The sequence below is a fragment of the Streptococcus sp. 477 genome (assembly GCF_013277295.1).
GTDB lineage: Bacteria > Bacillota > Bacilli > Lactobacillales > Streptococcaceae > Streptococcus > Streptococcus pseudopneumoniae.
Map to the genome: position 1 here is coordinate 1 of NZ_VMMQ01000060.1, position 16231 is coordinate 16231.

18 protein-coding genes and 2 pseudogenes are annotated in these 16231 nt (G+C 42.7%); 8 read left to right on the forward strand and 12 right to left on the reverse strand.

All coding sequences use genetic code 11. The features are described 5' to 3' along the window. Positions 1 to 134 (forward strand): annotated as a pseudogene (locus tag HT691_RS11345) (transposase); the annotation flags it as partial. A gap of 4 nt (positions 135 to 138) precedes the next feature. Further along, positions 139 to 279 (forward strand): annotated as a pseudogene (locus tag HT691_RS07385) (helix-turn-helix domain-containing protein); the annotation flags it as partial. A gap of 26 nt (positions 280 to 305) precedes the next feature. On the opposite strand, the gene HT691_RS11670 reads toward HT691_RS07385, so the two are convergent. The 3 genes from HT691_RS11670 to HT691_RS07400 all read right to left on the reverse strand — a co-directional run bounded on the left by HT691_RS11670 (position 306) and on the right by HT691_RS07400 (position 3089). Continuing rightward, on the reverse strand, positions 306 to 542 hold the full coding sequence (locus HT691_RS11670) for a glycosyltransferase (RefSeq protein WP_255209663.1): 237 nt from the start codon (positions 540 to 542) through the stop codon (positions 306 to 308). A 150-nt stretch (positions 543 to 692) separates the two neighbouring features. Then, a complete protein-coding gene (locus HT691_RS11675; protein WP_001810144.1) occupies positions 693 to 791 on the reverse strand; it encodes a hypothetical protein in 99 nt (32 codons plus the stop codon). Positions 792 to 1544: 753 nt separating this feature from the next. Beyond that, positions 1545 to 3089, reverse strand: a complete 1545-nt coding sequence (locus HT691_RS07400; RefSeq protein ID WP_001025442.1) for a peptide chain release factor 3 — start codon at positions 3087 to 3089, stop codon at positions 1545 to 1547. Positions 3090 to 3301: 212 nt separating this feature from the next. On the opposite strand from HT691_RS07400, the gene gatC reads away from it, so the two are divergent. From gatC to nusB, 6 genes are all read left to right on the forward strand, one after another. Continuing rightward, entirely contained in the window at positions 3302 to 3604 is a 303-nt protein-coding gene (gatC, locus tag HT691_RS07405; RefSeq protein WP_000705410.1) for an Asp-tRNA(Asn)/Glu-tRNA(Gln) amidotransferase subunit GatC, read from the forward strand. Beyond that, positions 3604 to 5070 (forward strand): Asp-tRNA(Asn)/Glu-tRNA(Gln) amidotransferase subunit GatA, encoded by a 1467-nt coding sequence (gene gatA / locus HT691_RS07410; protein WP_000143715.1) that lies wholly within the window; start codon positions 3604 to 3606, stop codon positions 5068 to 5070. Before gatC ends, gatA begins: the two co-directional genes overlap by 1 nt. Further along, positions 5070 to 6512 carry an Asp-tRNA(Asn)/Glu-tRNA(Gln) amidotransferase subunit GatB gene (gene gatB, locus HT691_RS07415; protein WP_001008685.1) on the forward strand — a complete coding sequence of 481 codons (1443 nt, stop codon included), beginning with the start codon at positions 5070 to 5072 and terminating at the stop codon, positions 6510 to 6512. Before gatA ends, gatB begins: the two co-directional genes overlap by 1 nt. A gap of 130 nt (positions 6513 to 6642) precedes the next feature. Further along, on the forward strand, positions 6643 to 7203 hold the full coding sequence (efp, locus tag HT691_RS07420) for an elongation factor P (RefSeq protein ID WP_000568643.1): 561 nt from the start codon (positions 6643 to 6645) through the stop codon (positions 7201 to 7203). A gap of 21 nt (positions 7204 to 7224) precedes the next feature. Next, on the forward strand, positions 7225 to 7614 hold the full coding sequence (locus HT691_RS07425; protein WP_000510576.1) for an Asp23/Gls24 family envelope stress response protein: 390 nt from the start codon (positions 7225 to 7227) through the stop codon (positions 7612 to 7614). Continuing rightward, positions 7607 to 8032 carry a transcription antitermination factor NusB gene (nusB, locus tag HT691_RS07430; protein WP_054393240.1) on the forward strand — a complete coding sequence of 142 codons (426 nt, stop codon included), beginning with the start codon at positions 7607 to 7609 and terminating at the stop codon, positions 8030 to 8032. The genes HT691_RS07425 and nusB overlap by 8 nt, the downstream gene beginning before the upstream one ends. 113 nt (positions 8033 to 8145) lie before the next feature. Here the strand turns inward: nusB and HT691_RS07435 are convergent, their stop codons facing one another. The 9 genes from HT691_RS07435 to fabK are packed head-to-tail and all read right to left on the reverse strand — an operon-like array spanning position 8146 to position 16008. Then, positions 8146 to 8913: an acetyl-CoA carboxylase carboxyl transferase subunit alpha gene (locus tag HT691_RS07435; protein WP_001017397.1), complete on the reverse strand. Its 768-nt coding sequence runs from the start codon at positions 8911 to 8913 to the stop codon at positions 8146 to 8148. Continuing rightward, complete coding sequence (accD, locus tag HT691_RS07440) at positions 8910 to 9776, reverse strand: acetyl-CoA carboxylase, carboxyltransferase subunit beta (protein WP_023933131.1); 867 nt, start codon at positions 9774 to 9776, stop codon at positions 8910 to 8912. The genes HT691_RS07435 and accD overlap by 4 nt, the downstream gene beginning before the upstream one ends. 36 nt (positions 9777 to 9812) lie before the next feature. Continuing rightward, the gene (gene accC / locus HT691_RS07445; protein ID WP_023933130.1) at positions 9813 to 11180 is read right to left on the reverse strand and encodes an acetyl-CoA carboxylase biotin carboxylase subunit; all 1368 of its coding nucleotides are present in this window, start codon (positions 11178 to 11180) and stop codon (positions 9813 to 9815) included. Positions 11181 to 11191: 11 nt separating this feature from the next. Next, the gene (gene fabZ / locus HT691_RS07450) at positions 11192 to 11614 is read right to left on the reverse strand and encodes a 3-hydroxyacyl-ACP dehydratase FabZ (RefSeq protein ID WP_000565515.1); all 423 of its coding nucleotides are present in this window, start codon (positions 11612 to 11614) and stop codon (positions 11192 to 11194) included. Next, positions 11611 to 12096, reverse strand: a complete 486-nt coding sequence (accB, locus tag HT691_RS07455; protein ID WP_023936338.1) for an acetyl-CoA carboxylase biotin carboxyl carrier protein — start codon at positions 12094 to 12096, stop codon at positions 11611 to 11613. The genes fabZ and accB overlap by 4 nt, the downstream gene beginning before the upstream one ends. A 2-nt stretch (positions 12097 to 12098) precedes the next feature. Then, the gene (gene fabF / locus HT691_RS07460) at positions 12099 to 13334 is read right to left on the reverse strand and encodes a beta-ketoacyl-ACP synthase II (RefSeq protein WP_000774063.1); all 1236 of its coding nucleotides are present in this window, start codon (positions 13332 to 13334) and stop codon (positions 12099 to 12101) included. Between the two features lie 21 nt (positions 13335 to 13355). Further along, positions 13356 to 14087, reverse strand: coding sequence for a 3-oxoacyl-[acyl-carrier-protein] reductase (gene fabG, locus HT691_RS07465; RefSeq protein ID WP_023933126.1), 732 nt, complete (start codon positions 14085 to 14087; stop codon positions 13356 to 13358). 33 nt (positions 14088 to 14120) lie between these two features. Beyond that, positions 14121 to 15041 (reverse strand): ACP S-malonyltransferase, encoded by a 921-nt coding sequence (gene fabD, locus HT691_RS07470; protein WP_023933124.1) that lies wholly within the window; start codon positions 15039 to 15041, stop codon positions 14121 to 14123. Then, positions 15034 to 16008 carry an enoyl-[acyl-carrier-protein] reductase FabK gene (gene fabK / locus HT691_RS07475; RefSeq protein WP_023936336.1) on the reverse strand — a complete coding sequence of 325 codons (975 nt, stop codon included), beginning with the start codon at positions 16006 to 16008 and terminating at the stop codon, positions 15034 to 15036. The genes fabD and fabK overlap by 8 nt, the downstream gene beginning before the upstream one ends. Positions 16009 to 16231: the final 223 nt, after the last annotated feature.

The following is a 16231-nucleotide window of genomic DNA, read 5'->3' on the forward strand; positions in this document are numbered from 1 at the left end:
TTTTCTTACCTCTACCGCCTTATTCACCAGATTTGAATCCTATTGAGTAAGCTTGGGCTATCTTGAAAAAGAAAGTAACAGATTTATTAAGGGAAGTCCCAACTATTTTTGAATGTTTGGAACGCTTTTTAAAACTAAATGACTATAACAGCTATTGCCCAAGGAAAGAAAACAAAGAAACAAGCCTGTGTCGAACTTAATCTTTCTGAAAGACAAATCAATCGTCTGCTACTAGTCTATCAACAGAAAGGAAAAGAAACCTTCAGACACGGAAACAGAGAATTGGAAGATTTTTTATTTGTGTCTTAAATCAGGTCTTGCGTGACATTTTCTGCTCTCCACATACCATTGTTGATTAACAGAACACCAGAATTAAAATTATGTGTATAAAAATCATCTCTAACTGCAGCTAAGGGTATATCCGTCAAGTCCAAATCCCACAGCTCATCTATCGATTTTCTTACAACAATATCTAAATCCAAATACAGTACACGAGACTCGCTTACATACTTTGGAATAAAATACCTAAAAAAGCCGCATATGAAAGTCCCTCAAAGGGGAGACGATAACCTTTCAGAATACTACTGTCAATCTAAACATTCACAATCTCACTATTCAAAGTCTCTAGTCTTTTTTCCATCAATTGGAACCATTCTCGCGGAAGGTCATCATTAAAAACATAAAACTTAAGATTATAATAGATGAACACAAAGAGATTTTATTGTTGTTTCAACTTTATCCATATAAGCATTATCTGCACCTAAGACAATCGCTTTTTTCTCTTCTTTCACTCTTTATCTCATTTCTTTTTATTCCCATCATATGTTTCTACGTAACCATTATTTTCGCCTATTCGTTCGTAAAACCATACCAGTGGAGATTTTAGATGAAGTCCCATTACGGTTTACAATTTTTACATTACGACACGGAGTTTTACAAATCGATTTCATTTGCCAAACGTAGTTAGTAAGGCAGTTAGCTAGGCTACCTACTTTCTGCTACAACGGAAAAATCCACGAATCAATATTATTCGTGGATTTTTCCTAGTGAAGCGTTTAGGTAAGCCGATTGTTATACTACGACACGTAGTTTGACCAATCGATTCTATTTGCCAAACGTAGTTAGTGAGGCAGTTAGCTAGACCGCTCACTACCAGTTACGACGTAAAGTTTTACGAATCGATATTATTCGTAAAACTTTACTAGTGGAGCGCCTAGAGTCTGGGACAAAAAGATTTTGATTTTATGAATTCTTTATTATAAGTTTTTAAAATCGATAGATTAGACAAAAAAGCAAACAAAACAGAATTCTGAGTGTCAGATAACTTGTTTTGTTCGCTTTTTATATTTAAGGTTAGACTTTTGTCCCAGACTCGTTAGTTACTTAGATTGTTACACAATCAAATAAATTTACTGAACTACGACACTGAGTTTTACAAATCAATTCCATTTGTAAAACTCAGTTAGTGAGGCAATTAGCTAGTTCGCCAAATAGCGACTAGCGTCCAACAATTAGGAACTTTAGTTCCAATTGTTGGTACTGAGTCACATCTTCTCTTCCAACTCTACATCTGGATACTTGTCCGCAAACCAACGGAGAGCAAAGTCATTTTCAAAGAGAAAGACTGATTGGTCGAAACGGTCTTTAGCCAAGATATTGCGGCTTGATGACATGCGTTCATCCAAGTCCTCAGGTTTAATCCAACGAACGGTCTTTTTACCCATTGGGCTCATGACCACTTCTGCATTGTACTCGCCTTCCATACGGTGCTTAAAGACTTCAAACTGAAGTTGACCAACAGCTCCCAGCATGTACTCGCCTGTTTGGTAATTCTTATAAAGCTGAATAGCTCCTTCTTGCACCAATTGCTCGATTCCCTTGTGGAAAGATTTTTGTTTCATAACGTTCTTAGCAGATACTTTCATGAAAATTTCAGGAGTAAAGGTTGGCAGCGGTTCAAACTCAAACTTGTTTTTTCCAACTGTCAAAGTGTCACCAACCTGATAAGTACCTGTATCGTAAACCCCGATGATATCACCTGCCACGGCATTGGTTACATTCTCACGACTTTCCGCCATAAACTGAGTCACATTCGACAGTTTAGCCCCCTTACCAGTACGAGGCAGGTTAACACTCATACCGCGCTCAAATTCACCAGATACGATACGGACAAAGGCAATGCGGTCACGGTGACGAGGGTCCATATTGGCTTGGATTTTAAAGACAAATCCTGAAAAATCCTTGTCGTAAGGATCCACAATTTCGCCATCTGTTTTCTTGTGTCCATGTGGTTCTGGAGCAAACTTAAGGAAAGTCTCAAGGAAGGTCTGCACACCAAAATTTGTCAAAGCCGAACCGAAGAAGACAGGTGTCAATTCTCCAGCAAGGATAGCTTCCTCTGAAAACTCATTTCCAGCTTCATTTAAAAGTTCAATATCATCTTTTACCTGCTCGTAGAAAGGATTGCTGCTAAAAAGCTTGTCCCCATCTTCTAAACTGGCAAAACGCTCATCCCCCTTATAGAGCTCCAAGCGTTGGTTATAGAGGTCATAGAGCCCTTCAAAAGCTTTCCCCATCCCGATTGGCCAGTTCATCGGATAGCTCGCAATACCCAAGACTTCTTCCAATTCTTGCAAGAGGTCCAGTGGCTCACGACCGTCACGGTCTAGCTTGTTCATAAAGGTAAAGACTGGAATACCACGGTGTTTGACAACTTCAAACAATTTCTTTGTCTGCGCCTCGATACCCTTGGCAGAGTCCACGACCATGACCGCAGCATCCACCGCCATCAAGGTACGATAGGTATCTTCTGAGAAATCCTCATGCCCTGGTGTGTCAAGGATATTCACGCGCTTGCCATCGTAGTCAAACTGCATCACAGATGAAGTAACCGAAATCCCACGTTGCTTCTCGATATCCATCCAGTCAGACTTGGCAAAAGTCCCTGTTTTCTTTCCTTTTACGGTACCAGCCTCACGAATCTCGCCCCCAAAGTAGAGCAACTGCTCAGTGATGGTTGTTTTCCCCGCGTCTGGGTGAGAGATGATGGCAAAGGTACGACGTTTCTTAATTTCTTCTTGAATATTCATAAGTTCTCTTTCTTTGATTCTCTATTTTTCTTGTTTCAATAGCTAAGAATGATTTTTACATTGGATTTTACCATTCCTTTCAACACTCCATTATATCGGATTTTAGCATTTTTTTCAATTTCTATTTCTTTTCACTTCCCCCTCCCTTATTTATAGGAAAATATGGTAAAATAGAACAGACTAAAAATCATCATTTCACGAAAGGATGTAAGATGAAAATTACGCAAGAAGAGGTAACACACGTTGCCAATCTTTCAAAATTAAAATTCTCTGAAGAAGAAACTGCTGCCTTTGCAACGACCTTGTCTAAAATTGTTGACATGGTTGAATTGCTGGACGAAGTTGACACAACTGGTGTCGCACCTACTACGACCATGGCTGACCGCAAGACCGTACTCCGCCCTGATGTGGCTGAAGAAGGAACAGACCGTGATCGCTTGTTTAAAAACGTACCTGAAAAAGACAACTACTATATCAAGGTACCAGCTATCCTAGACGATGGAGGAGATGCCTAATGACTTTCAACAATAAAACCATTGAAGACTTGCACAATCTCCTTGTCTCTAAGGAAATTTCTGCAACAGAATTAACACAAGCTACGCTTGAAGATATCAAGTCTCGCGAGACAGCTATCAACGCTTTTGTTACCATCGCTGAAGAGCAAGCTCTTGTTCAAGCTAAAGCCATTGATGAAGCTGGAATTGACACTGATAATGTCCTTTCAGGAATTCCGCTTGCAGTAAAGGATAACATCTCTACAGACGGTATTCTCACAACCGCTGCCTCAAAAATGCTCTACAACTACGAGCCGATCTTTGATGCAACTGCGGTTGCTAATGCAAAAGCCAAGGGCATGATTGTCGTAGGAAAAACTAACATGGACGAATTTGCCATGGGTGGTTCTGGTGAGACTTCTCACTACGGAGCAACTAAAAATGCTTGGGACCACAGCAAGGTTCCTGGTGGTTCATCAAGTGGTTCAGCTGCAGCTGTAGCCTCAGGACAAGTCCCCTTGTCACTTGGTTCTGATACGGGTGGTTCCATCCGCCAACCTGCTGCCTTCAACGGGATCGTTGGTCTCAAACCAACCTACGGAACAGTTTCTCGTTTCGGTCTCATTGCCTTCGGTAGCTCATTAGACCAAATCGGACCTTTCGCACCAACTGTTAAGGAAAATGCCCTCTTGCTCAACGCTATTGCCAGCGAAGATGCTAAAGACTCTACTTCTGCTCCTGTCCGCATCGCCGACTTTACTTCAAAAATCGGCCAAGACATCAAGGGCATGAAAATTGCTTTGCCTAAGGAATACCTAGGCGAAGGAATTGATCCAGAGGTTAAGGAAACAATCTTAAACGCGGCCAAACACTTTGAAAAATTGGGTGCTATCGTCGAAGAAGTCAGCCTTCCTCACTCTAAATACGGTGTTGCCGTTTATTACATCATCGCTTCATCAGAAGCTTCATCAAACTTGCAACGTTTTGACGGTATCCGTTACGGCTACCGCGCAGAAGATGCGACTAATCTTGATGAAATCTATGTAAACAGCCGTAGCCAAGGTTTTGGTGAAGAAGTGAAGCGCCGTATCATGCTGGGTACTTTCAGTCTTTCATCAGGTTACTACGATGCCTACTACAAGAAGGCTGGACAGGTCCGTACACTTATCATTCAAGATTTCGAAAAAGTCTTCGCGGATTATGATTTGATTTTGGGTCCAACTGCTCCAAGTGTTGCCTATGACTTGAATTCTCTCAACCATGACCCAGTTGCCATGTACTTAGCCGACCTATTGACCATACCTGTAAACTTGGCAGGACTTCCTGGAATTTCGATTCCTGCTGGATTCTCTCAAGGTCTACCTGTCGGACTCCAATTGATTGGTCCCAAGTACTCTGAGGAAACCATTTACCAAGCTGCTGCTGCTTTTGAAGCAACAACAGACTACCACAAACAACAACCCGAGATTTTTGGAGGTGACAACTAATGAACTTTGAAACAGTCATCGGACTTGAAGTCCACGTAGAGCTCAACACCAATTCAAAAATCTTCTCACCTACTTCTGCCCACTTCGGAAATGATCAAAATGCCAACACTAACGTGATTGACTGGTCTTTCCCAGGAGTTCTGCCAGTTCTCAATAAAGGGGTTGTCGATGCCGGAATCAAGGCTGCTCTTGCCCTCAACATGGACATCCACAAAAAGATGCACTTTGACCGCAAGAGCTACTTCTATCCTGATAACCCCAAAGCCTACCAAATTTCTCAATTTGATGAACCAATCGGATATAATGGCTGGATTGAAGTCGAACTAGAAGACGGTACGACCAAGAAAATCGGTATCGAACGTGCCCACCTAGAGGAAGACGCTGGTAAAAACACCCATGGTACAGATGGCTACTCTTATGTTGACCTCAACCGCCAAGGGGTTCCCTTGATTGAGATTGTATCTGAGGCAGATATGCGTTCTCCTGAAGAAGCCTATGCTTATCTGACAGCCCTCAAGGAAGTTATCCAGTACGCTGGCATTTCTGACGTTAAGATGGAGGAAGGTTCGATGCGTGTGGATGCCAACATCTCCCTTCGTCCTTATGGTCAAGAGAAATTCGGTACCAAGACTGAATTGAAGAACCTCAACTCCTTCTCAAACGTTCGTAAAGGTCTTGAATACGAAGTCCAACGCCAGGCTGAAATTCTTCGCTCAGGTGGTCAAATCCGCCAAGAAACACGCCGTTACGATGAAGCGAATAAAGCAACCATCCTCATGCGTGTCAAGGAAGGGGCTGCTGACTACCGCTACTTCCCAGAACCAGACCTACCCCTCTTTGAAATTTCTGACGAGTGGATTGAGGAAATGCGGACTGAGTTGCCAGAGTTTCCAAAAGAACGTCGTGCGCGTTATGTATCTGACCTTGGTTTATCAGACTACGATGCTAGTCAGTTGACTGCTAATAAAGTCACTTCTGACTTCTTTGAAAAAGCTGTTGCCCTAGGTGGTGATGCCAAACAAGTCTCTAACTGGCTCCAAGGGGAAGTCGCTCAGTTCTTGAATGCTGAAGGTAAAACACTGGAACAAATCGAATTGACACCAGAAAACTTGGTTGAAATGATTGCCATCATCGAAGACGGTACTATTTCATCTAAGATTGCCAAGAAAGTCTTTGTCCATCTAGCTAAAAATGGCGGTGGCGCGCGTGAATACGTGGAAAAAGCAGGTATGGTTCAAATTTCAGATCCAGCTATCTTGATCCCAATCATCCACCAAGTCTTTGCCGATAACGAAGCTGCTGTTGCCGACTTCAAGTCAGGCAAACGTAACGCCGACAAGGCCTTTACAGGATTCCTTATGAAGGCAACCAAAGGCCAAGCCAACCCACAAGTTGCCCTTAAACTACTTGCACAGGAATTGGCGAAGTTGAAAGAAGATTAATATGTAAAAGAAACCAGCCTTGAGGTTGGTTTTTTCTCCCCTACCATCTCCCAATAACTATTTTGGCTTTATTTCCAGAAGATTTTATGGTAAAATGAAGAGTAATAATATTTATTAAAGAGGTAAAAACATGATTGAAGCAAGCAAATTGAAAGCTGGTATGACATTTGAAACTGCAGACGGAAAATTGATCCGCGTTTTGGAAGCTAGCCACCACAAACCAGGTAAAGGGAACACAATCATGCGTATGAAATTGCGTGATGTCCGTACTGGTTCTACATTTGATACAAGCTACCGTCCAGAAGAAAAATTCGAACAAGCTATTATCGAAACTGTTCCAGCTCAATACTTGTACAAAATGGATGAAACTGCCTACTTCATGAACACTGAAACTTACGACCAATACGAAATACCAGTCGTAAATGTTGAAAATGAGTTGCTTTACATCCTTGAAAACTCTGATGTGAAAATCCAATTCTACGGAACTGAAGTAATCGGTGTAACTGTACCAACTACTGTTGAATTGACAGTTGCTGAAACACAACCATCTATCAAAGGTGCTACTGTTACAGGTTCTGGTAAACCAGCAACTATGGAAACTGGACTTGTTGTCAACGTTCCTGACTTCATCGAAGCTGGACAAAAATTGATCATCAACACTGCAGAAGGAACTTACGTTTCTCGTGCCTAATCTCTAGAAAGAGGTCATTCTATGGGAATTGAAGAACAATTTGGCGAAATCGTTATCGCTCCACGTGTACTTGAAAAAATTATTGCCATCGCAACTGCTAAAGTTGAGGGTGTCCACTCATTTTCAAATAAATCCGTATCTGACACCCTATCAAAACTCTCTCTTGGTCGTGGTGTCTACTTAAAAGAAAGCAATGAAGAACTAACTGCTGACATCTACCTCTACCTTGAGTACGGTGTGAAAGTACCAAAAGTGGCTCTTGCTATTCAAAAAGCGGTCAAAGATGCTGTCCATGATATGGCTGATGTGGAACTTTCTGCTGTCAATATCCATGTTACAGGAATCGTTCCAGATAAAACACCAAAACCTGAGTTGAAAGATCTATTTAACGAGGACTTCCTCAATGACTAGTCCATTATTAGAATCTAGACGCGAACTTCGTAAATGCGCTTTTCAAGCTCTTATGAGCCTTGAATTCGGTACAGATATGGAAACGGCTTGTCGCTTTGCCTACACACATGACCGTGAAGATGCAGATGTGCAAATCCCAGCCTTTCTTCTAAACTTGGTTTCTGGTATCCAAGCTCAAAAAGAAGAGTTGGATAAACAAATCAACCAGCACCTCAAGTCAGGCTGGACAGTTGAACGTTTGACTTTGGTCGAAAAAAACTTACTACGCTTGGGTATCTTTGAAATCACATCATTTGATACACCTCAGCTGGTAGCAGTCAATGAAGCTATTGAACTCGCTAAGAATTTTTCAGATCAAAAATCAGCCCGCTTTATCAACGGACTGCTCAGCCAGTTTGTAACAGAAAAAAATGAATAATCGAAAAGGTGTTTGGTCTTCCAAGCACCTTTTACTTCGTCCTTGATACAGAGTAAGAACCACATAAAAACTAGAACTAACTGCCAGTTCTAGTTTTTGCGTATTCTGAGGTATTAGTATTTTCTAAATCGTTGATAGCGTTCTTCCAGCAACTCTTCTAGCGGTTTTTGTGAAAGTCTAGCCAGCTCAGCTTGAAGTTCTTTCTTGACACTCTTAATCAGTTCTTTACTAGAAAGTCCTGCTTCAGAAATCACCTTGTCCACCACGTCCATTTCTAACAGTTCATGGGAAGTGATTTTCATCAGTTCTGCTGCTTCCATGGCACGAGTTCCGTCCTTCCATAAAATGGAAGCAAAGCCTTCTGGACTGAGAATAGCATAGATAGAATTTTCCAGCATCCAAACACGGTCCGCAACGGCTAGAGCCAGAGCCCCACCTGAACCACCTTCACCGATAATGATGGCAATAATAGGAACTTTCAAATCACTCATTTCCATGAGATTGCGAGCAATAGCTTCTCCCTGTCCACGTTCTTCCGCTCCGACACCAGGATAAGCACCTGCTGTATTGATAAAGGTCACAACTGGACGGCCAAATTTCTCAGCCTGTTTCATCAACCGCAGTGCCTTTCGGTAGCCTTCTGGATGTGGTTGGCCAAAATTCCGTTTGAGGTTGTCTTGCAAACTCTTGCCTTTTTGGATACCAACCACTGTTACAGCTTGGTCTCCAAGCCAACCAATACCACCAACAACTGCACCATCATCACGAAAAGAACGGTCACCATGTAATTGGATAAATTCATCAAAAATGCCTGTCGCAAAGTCCAAGGTTGTCAAGCGACTCTGCTCACGCGCTTCTCTGACTATTTTTGCAATATTCATCTAGGACTCCCTCCATGCAATCTGACTAGGCTAGCAATCATATCTGGTAAGTCTCTTCTTTTGACAATAGCATCCACAAAGCCATGTTCTAATAGGAATTCTGCCTTTTGGAAATCCTCAGGCAAGCTTTCACGAACCGTATTTTCAATCACACGACGCCCAGCAAAACCAACCAAGCTCTGTGGTTCAGCCAGAATGATATCGCCTTCCATAGCGAAAGAAGCTGTCACACCACCAGTCGTTGGATCTGTCAAAATGGTCAGGTAAAAGAGACCAGCATTTGAATGGCGTTTAACCGCCGCAGAGATCTTAGCCATCTGCATGAGACTCATGATTCCTTCCTGCATACGGGCTCCACCAGAGGCTGTGAATAGGACAACTGGCAATTTTTCGACAGTCGCATACTCAAACAAACGAGTGATTTTTTCACCTACAACCGTACCCATAGAAGCCATGATAAAGTTAGAATCCATAATCCCAAGAGCCACAGTCTGACCTTTTATAAGAGCTGTTCCTGTCACAACGGCTTCATCCAGACCTGTTTTTTCACGCATAGTTGCTAGTTTCTTTTGATAACCAGGGAAATGCAAGGGATCCTTGCTTTCAATCCCTGTAAACAATTCCTTGAAGGTTCCCATATCAATCATCAAAGCCAAGCGTTCTTGGGCAGAAATACGAAAGGTATAGCTACAGTGCGGACAGATACGCTCACTTCCCAGATCCTTCTGATAAATGGTATGCTTACAGCCTGGACACTGGGAAAATAATTCATCTGGAACCTCTGGCTTAGCTTGAGGTTTTTCCCTAACCGAACGATTGGGATTGATTCGAATATACTTATCTTTTTTACTAAATAGAGCCATTGATTCCCCTTTTCGGTTTAAACTCTTAAAGTCATTTTATTCTTTTTCTTGATATTTAGGTAAGAAGGTTTCCATCAAGAAGGAAGTATCATAATCCCCAGCAATGACATTGCGATCTGAAATGAGGTCAAGCTGGAAATCTGCATTGGTCTGCACTCCTTCAATCTCTAATTCATAGAGGGCACGTTGCATTTTCATCAAGGCGTCAAAACGATTTTCGCCGTGTACGATGATTTTGGCAATCATACTATCATAATAAGGCGGAATAGTATAGCCTGGATAAACTGCTGAATCCACGCGCAAGCCAACTCCACCACTTGGCAGATAGAGATTGGTAATCTTACCTGGACTTGGAGCAAAGTTAAAGGCTGGGTTTTCTGCATTGATACGACACTCGATGGCATGACCGCGTAGGACAATATCTTCTTGCTTAACAGACAGGGGCTGACCTGCCGCAATGCGAATCTGTTCCTTAACGATATCCACACCTGAAACAAATTCTGTTACTGGATGTTCCACCTGAACACGAGTATTCATTTCCATGAAGTAGAAGTTGCTACTTGCTTCATCAAGAAGAAACTCAATAGTCCCTGCATTCTCATAGCCAACAAACTCTGCCGCTCGAACAGCAGCAGCACCTATTTCATGACGCAGCGTTTTTCCGATTGCAATCGAGGGACTTTCTTCCAAAACCTTTTGGTTATTCCTTTGAAGAGAACAATCCCGTTCACCCAAGTGAATCACATGTCCATGCTCATCACCTAGGATTTGAACCTCAATGTGCCGAGCTGGATAGATAACCCGTTCTATGTACATGGCACCATTGCCATAATTGGCCTTGGCCTCACTAGAGGCAGTTTCAAAGGCAGAAACGAGGTCATCTGGTTTTTCAACCTTACGAATCCCTTTACCACCTCCACCTGCTGAAGCCTTGAGCATAACAGGATAGCCAATTTTTTCAGCAACAATCAAAGCTTCTTCAGAGTTATGCACTTCTCCATCCGAACCTGGAATGACTGGAACACCAGCTTTGATCATCTGAGCACGCGCATTGATCTTATCCCCCATCATATCCATAACATGGCCAGATGGACCGATAAACTTGATTCCCACCTCTTCACACATGGTTGCAAATTTGGAATTTTCACTGAGAAATCCAAAACCTGGGTGAATAGCTTCTGCCTCAGTCAAGACTGCAGCTGATAGAACCGCATTAATATTGAGATAAGACTCTGTAGCCTTGCCAGGGCCGATACAAACCGCTTCATCTGCTAAAAGCGTATGGAGGGCTTCCTTATCAGCAGTTGAATAAACCGCTACCGTCGCAATCCCCAATTCACGTGCCGCACGGATAATACGAACCGCAATTTCACCACGATTGGCAATTAAAATTTTTCGAAACATGGAGAACCTCCTTAGTTCCCAATTGCAAAAGTAAGGGTACCACTGGCTGCAAGCTTGCCATCCACTTCAGCCTTTGCTTCAACCACAGCTATGGTGCCACGACGTTTTACAAAAGTCGCTGTCATAACCAATTGGTCGCCTGGTACAACTTGCTTCTTGAACTTAACCTTGTCCATACCAGCGTAAAAGACCAGTTTTCCTTTATTTTCAGGTTTTGATAACTCCAACACACCAGCAGTTTGCGCCAAGGCTTCCATAATCAGAACACCTGGCATAACTGGGTATTGAGGAAAATGACCGTTAAAGAAAGGCTCGTTGATGGTCACATTTTTGATAGCAACAATGGTATCCTCGCTCACTTCCAAGACACGGTCCACTAGAAGCATAGGATAACGGTGGGGAAGGGCTTCTTTGATTCCTTGAATATCGATCATTTGATACATACCAATCCTTTACCAAACTCAACCATTTCTTCGTTAGAGACGAGAATTTCCGTTACCACACCATCCTTAGGAGCTGGGATTTCATTCATGACTTTCATGGCTTCGATAATGACCAATGTTTGACCTTTTTTGACACTATCACCAACTGTAACGAAGGCAGGTTTATCTGGTCCAGCAGCCAAGTAAACCACTCCAACAAGTGGACTCTCTACAAGATTTCCCTCAGTAGCCACACTTGCTTCAGCTGGAGCTGGAACTTCTTCTGCTACAGTCTCTGCTGGAGCAGATGTAGGAGCTACTGGACTCGGTGTTGCTAGAACGGGTGCTGGAGCGACTTGAGTTGCAACTTCAGGCACAGATCTCGCTTCATTCTTGCTAAACTGCAACTCATCCGTCCCATTTTTATAAGAAAATTCTCTCAAACTTGACTGGTCAAATTGAGTCATCAAGTCTTTAATATCGTTTAAATTCATACTTATCTATTCTCCCAACGTTTGAAAGCAAGAACTGCATTGTGGCCTCCAAAACCAAAAGTATTTGAAATAGCGTATGGAATTTCTTTCTCCAAGCCTTGTCCATAAACGACATTAGCTTCGATATAATCTGATACTTCACTTGTCCCAGCTGTCATTGGTACAAAGTTATGACGCATAGCTTCGATGGTGACGATAGCTTCTACTGCACCCGCAGCCCCCAGCAAATGTCCTGTAAAAGACTTGGTTGATGATACAGGTACTTCCTTACCAAGAACAGCTACGATAGCACCACTTTCTCCTTTTTCATTGGCAGGAGTTGACGTTCCGTGAGCATTGACATAGGCTACTTGCTCTGGAGAAATCTCAGCTTCTTCCAAGGCTAGTTTGATGGCCTTGATAGCTCCCTGACCTTCTGGATGTGGAGAAGTCATGTGGTAGGCATCACAAGTATTTCCGTAACCAACCACTTCAGCCAGGATAGTAGCTCCACGTTTTTCAGCGTGTTCAAGACTTTCTAGAACCAACATCCCTGAACCTTCACCCATAACAAACCCATTGCGATCCTTATCAAATGGGATCGAAGCACGAGTTGGATCCTCTGTAGTAGAGAGAGCTGTTAAGGCTTGGAAACCAGCGATGGCAAAAGGTGTAATAGAAGCTTCTGTTCCTCCCACCAACATCACATCTTGGAAACCAAACTTAATGGAGCGGAAGGCATCCCCAATCGCATCATTTGATGAAGAGCAGGCAGTATTGATAGATTTACAAACACCGTTTGCACCAAAACGCATGGCTACATTCCCAGAAGCCATATTTGGTAAAGCTTTTGGAAGAGTCATTGGTTTGACACGTTTGGGTCCTTTTTCATGAAGGCGAAGTACCTGATCTTCAATTTCCTTGATTCCACCAATACCAGATGCAACGATAACACCAAAACGATCCCTATTAAGAGCCTCTACATCAAGATTGGCATGATTTACAGCCTCTTGGGCTGCATACAAGGCATATAAAGAATAGTTATCAAAACGGTTGGTATCTTTTTTTACAAAGTATTTATCGAACGGAAAATCTTGGATTTCTGCCGCATTATGCACATCAAAGTCACTATGATCAAATTTTGTAATGCCACCAATGCCGATTTTCCCAGTTGCTAAACTATTCCAAAATTCTTCTGGTGTATTTCCGATTGGAGATGTTACTCCATAACCTGTTACCACTACTCGATTTAGTTTCATTCTTTTCACCTCTAGCTTTCGCTACATACTTAAGCCACCATCAATGGCAACCACTTGACCAGTTAGATAATCTTGGCCTGCTAAAAATACTGTCAAATCTGCAACCTGCTCTGCCTGCCCAAATTCTTTCATCGGAATCTGAGCTAGTGTAGCTTCCTTAATCTTATCTGATAAGATAGCGGTCATATCAGACTCAATCATTCCTGGAGCAATCACATTGACTCGTATATTCCGACTAGCGACCTCGCGTGCCACAGACTTGGTAAAGCCAATCAAGCCAGCCTTAGAAGCAGCATAGTTAGCTTGACCAATATTCCCCATCAAACCAACAACACTAGACATATTAATGATAGCACCTTCTCTGGCTTTCATCATCGGTTTCAAGACTGATTGTGTCATATTAAAGGCACCAGTCAGATTGACCTTGAGCACTTTTTCAAAATCTGCTTCTGTCATCTTGAGCATAAGAGTATCTTGGGTGATCCCTGCATTGTTGACCAAAACATCTACTGAACCCAGTTCTGCAATAGCTTGATTAATCATACGCTTAGCGTCTGCAAAATCTGATACATCTCCTGAAATGGGAACCACCTTGATACCATAGTTTGAAAACTCAGCGAGCAATTCTTCTGAGATTGCCCCACGACTGTTTAAGACAATGTTGGCTCCTGCTTGAGCAAATTTGTGGGCGATGGCAAGACCAATTCCACGACTCGAACCTGTAATAAAGATATTTTTATGTTCTAGTTTCATTTTTTTCCTTTCAAAACTTCTACTTATTTTAGTCTATTTTTCTAAAAGTGCTACTAAACTCGCTTGATCTTCCACATGAGCTAAGTGAGCAGTTTGATCAATTTTTTTAACAAAACCTGACAAGACTTTCCCCGGTCCAATCTCGATAAAGTTGCTTATGCCTGCTTCTTGCATGACCCCAATACTTTCATAGAAACGAACGGGTTCCTTGACCTGACGCGTCAAGAGCTGAGCAATGTCCTCTTTTTGCATCACAGCAGCTTCTGTATTGCCGACTAGGGGACAAGTAAAATCTGAAAAACTTACCTGAGCTAGAGTTTCAGCTAGTTTCTGGCTAGCAGGTTCAAGGAGAGCGGTGTGAAAGGGACCTGACACCTTGAGAGGAATCAAGCGTTTGGCACCTGCTTCTTGCAAAAGTTCAACCGCTCGATCAACTGCAACCACTTCTCCAGCAATGACGATTTGTGCAGGTGTGTTATAGTTGGCTGGAGTAACCACTCCAAGTTCAGAAGCTTTTTGACAGGCTTCTTCAATGACCTCTACTGGCGTATTGAGAACTGCTACCATCTTACCAGAGTCAGCAGGAGCCGCTTCTTCCATATAGGCTCCACGCTTAGCTACCAAGGCAACCGCATCTTCAAAATCCAAGGCGCCGCTTGCCACCAAGGCAGAGTATTCTCCAAGAGATAAACCAGCAACCATATCAGGCTGATAGCCCTTTTCTTGCAATAAACGGTAGATAGCAACCGAAGTCGCTAGAATGGCTGGTTGCGTATAGCGGGTCTGATTGAGTTTGTCTTCTTCCCTATCGATGAGATAACGCAAATCATAACCGAGCACCTGACTCGCTCGATCAATCGTTTCTTTGACAATAGGGTAGTGATCATAGAGATCCCGTCCCACCCCTAGATACTGGGCACCTTGACCAGCAAATAAAAAGGCTGTTTTAGTCATTTCTTACAACTCCTGCCCAGCGAGAGGCTTCTTCTTGAATTTTCTTAGCTGCTCCGTAATACAAATCTTTTAGGATTTCTTCAGCTGTTTCTTCTTTAGAAACAAGCCCTGCGATTTGACCTGCCATGACAGAGCCACCATCCACATCACCGTGAACAACTGCTTTGGCTAGGGCGCCTGCTCCCATTTGTTCAAAGATTTCTAAATCAGGATCTTCCTGCTTAAAGGCATCTTTTTCAGCCAGTTCAAAATCTCTAGTCAACTGATTTTTAATAGCACGAACAGCATGACCAAAGTGCTGAGCTGAAATCGTAGTATCAATATCCCTTGCTTTTAAAATTTTCTCCTTGTAGTTTGGATGGGCATTCGACTCTTTTGCAACTACAAACCGTGTCCCCACCTGTACAGCCTCTGCACCTAGCATAAAGCCAGCCGCAGCACCTTCACCATCCGCAATTCCTCCTGCAGCAATAACAGGAATAGATACAGCTGTGGCTACCTGTCGCACCAAGGTCATGGTTGTTAATTTACCGATATGCCCCCCAGCTTCCATTCCTTCTGCAATAACAGCGTCTGCACCGATTTTTTCCATGCGTTTAGCTAAAGCAACACTAGGAACGACAGGAATAACGATTATCCCAGCTTCATGGAAACGTTCCATGTATTTACCAGGATTTCCTGCACCTGTTGTCACTACCTTAACACCTTCCTCGATAACGAGATCTACAATATCTTCCACAAAGGGAGACAAGAGCATGATGTTGACACCAAAGGGTTTATCCGTCAATGATTTGATCTTATCAATATTTGCCTTGACAACTTCTTTCGGGGCATTTCCCCCACCGATAATCCCTAGTCCTCCAGCTTTAGAAACAGCCCCTGCCAAATCACCATCAGCAACCCAAGCCATTCCTCCTTGAAAGATAGGATAATCAATGTTCAATAATTCTGTAATACGCGTTTTCATAGTGCCTCCATCGTTTCTTGCTTACGTAATAGTTCGATACTGTCATAATTTGACAATCAAACTATTGCCTAAACAAGAGGGAGCGGGTTTCCCTACTCCTTCTATCTATATTCTGCTTATACTCTTCGAAAATCAAATTCAAACCACGTCAGCGTCACCTTGCCGTACTCAAGTACAGCCTGCGGCTAGCTTCCTAGTTTGCTCTTTGATTTTCATTGAGTAT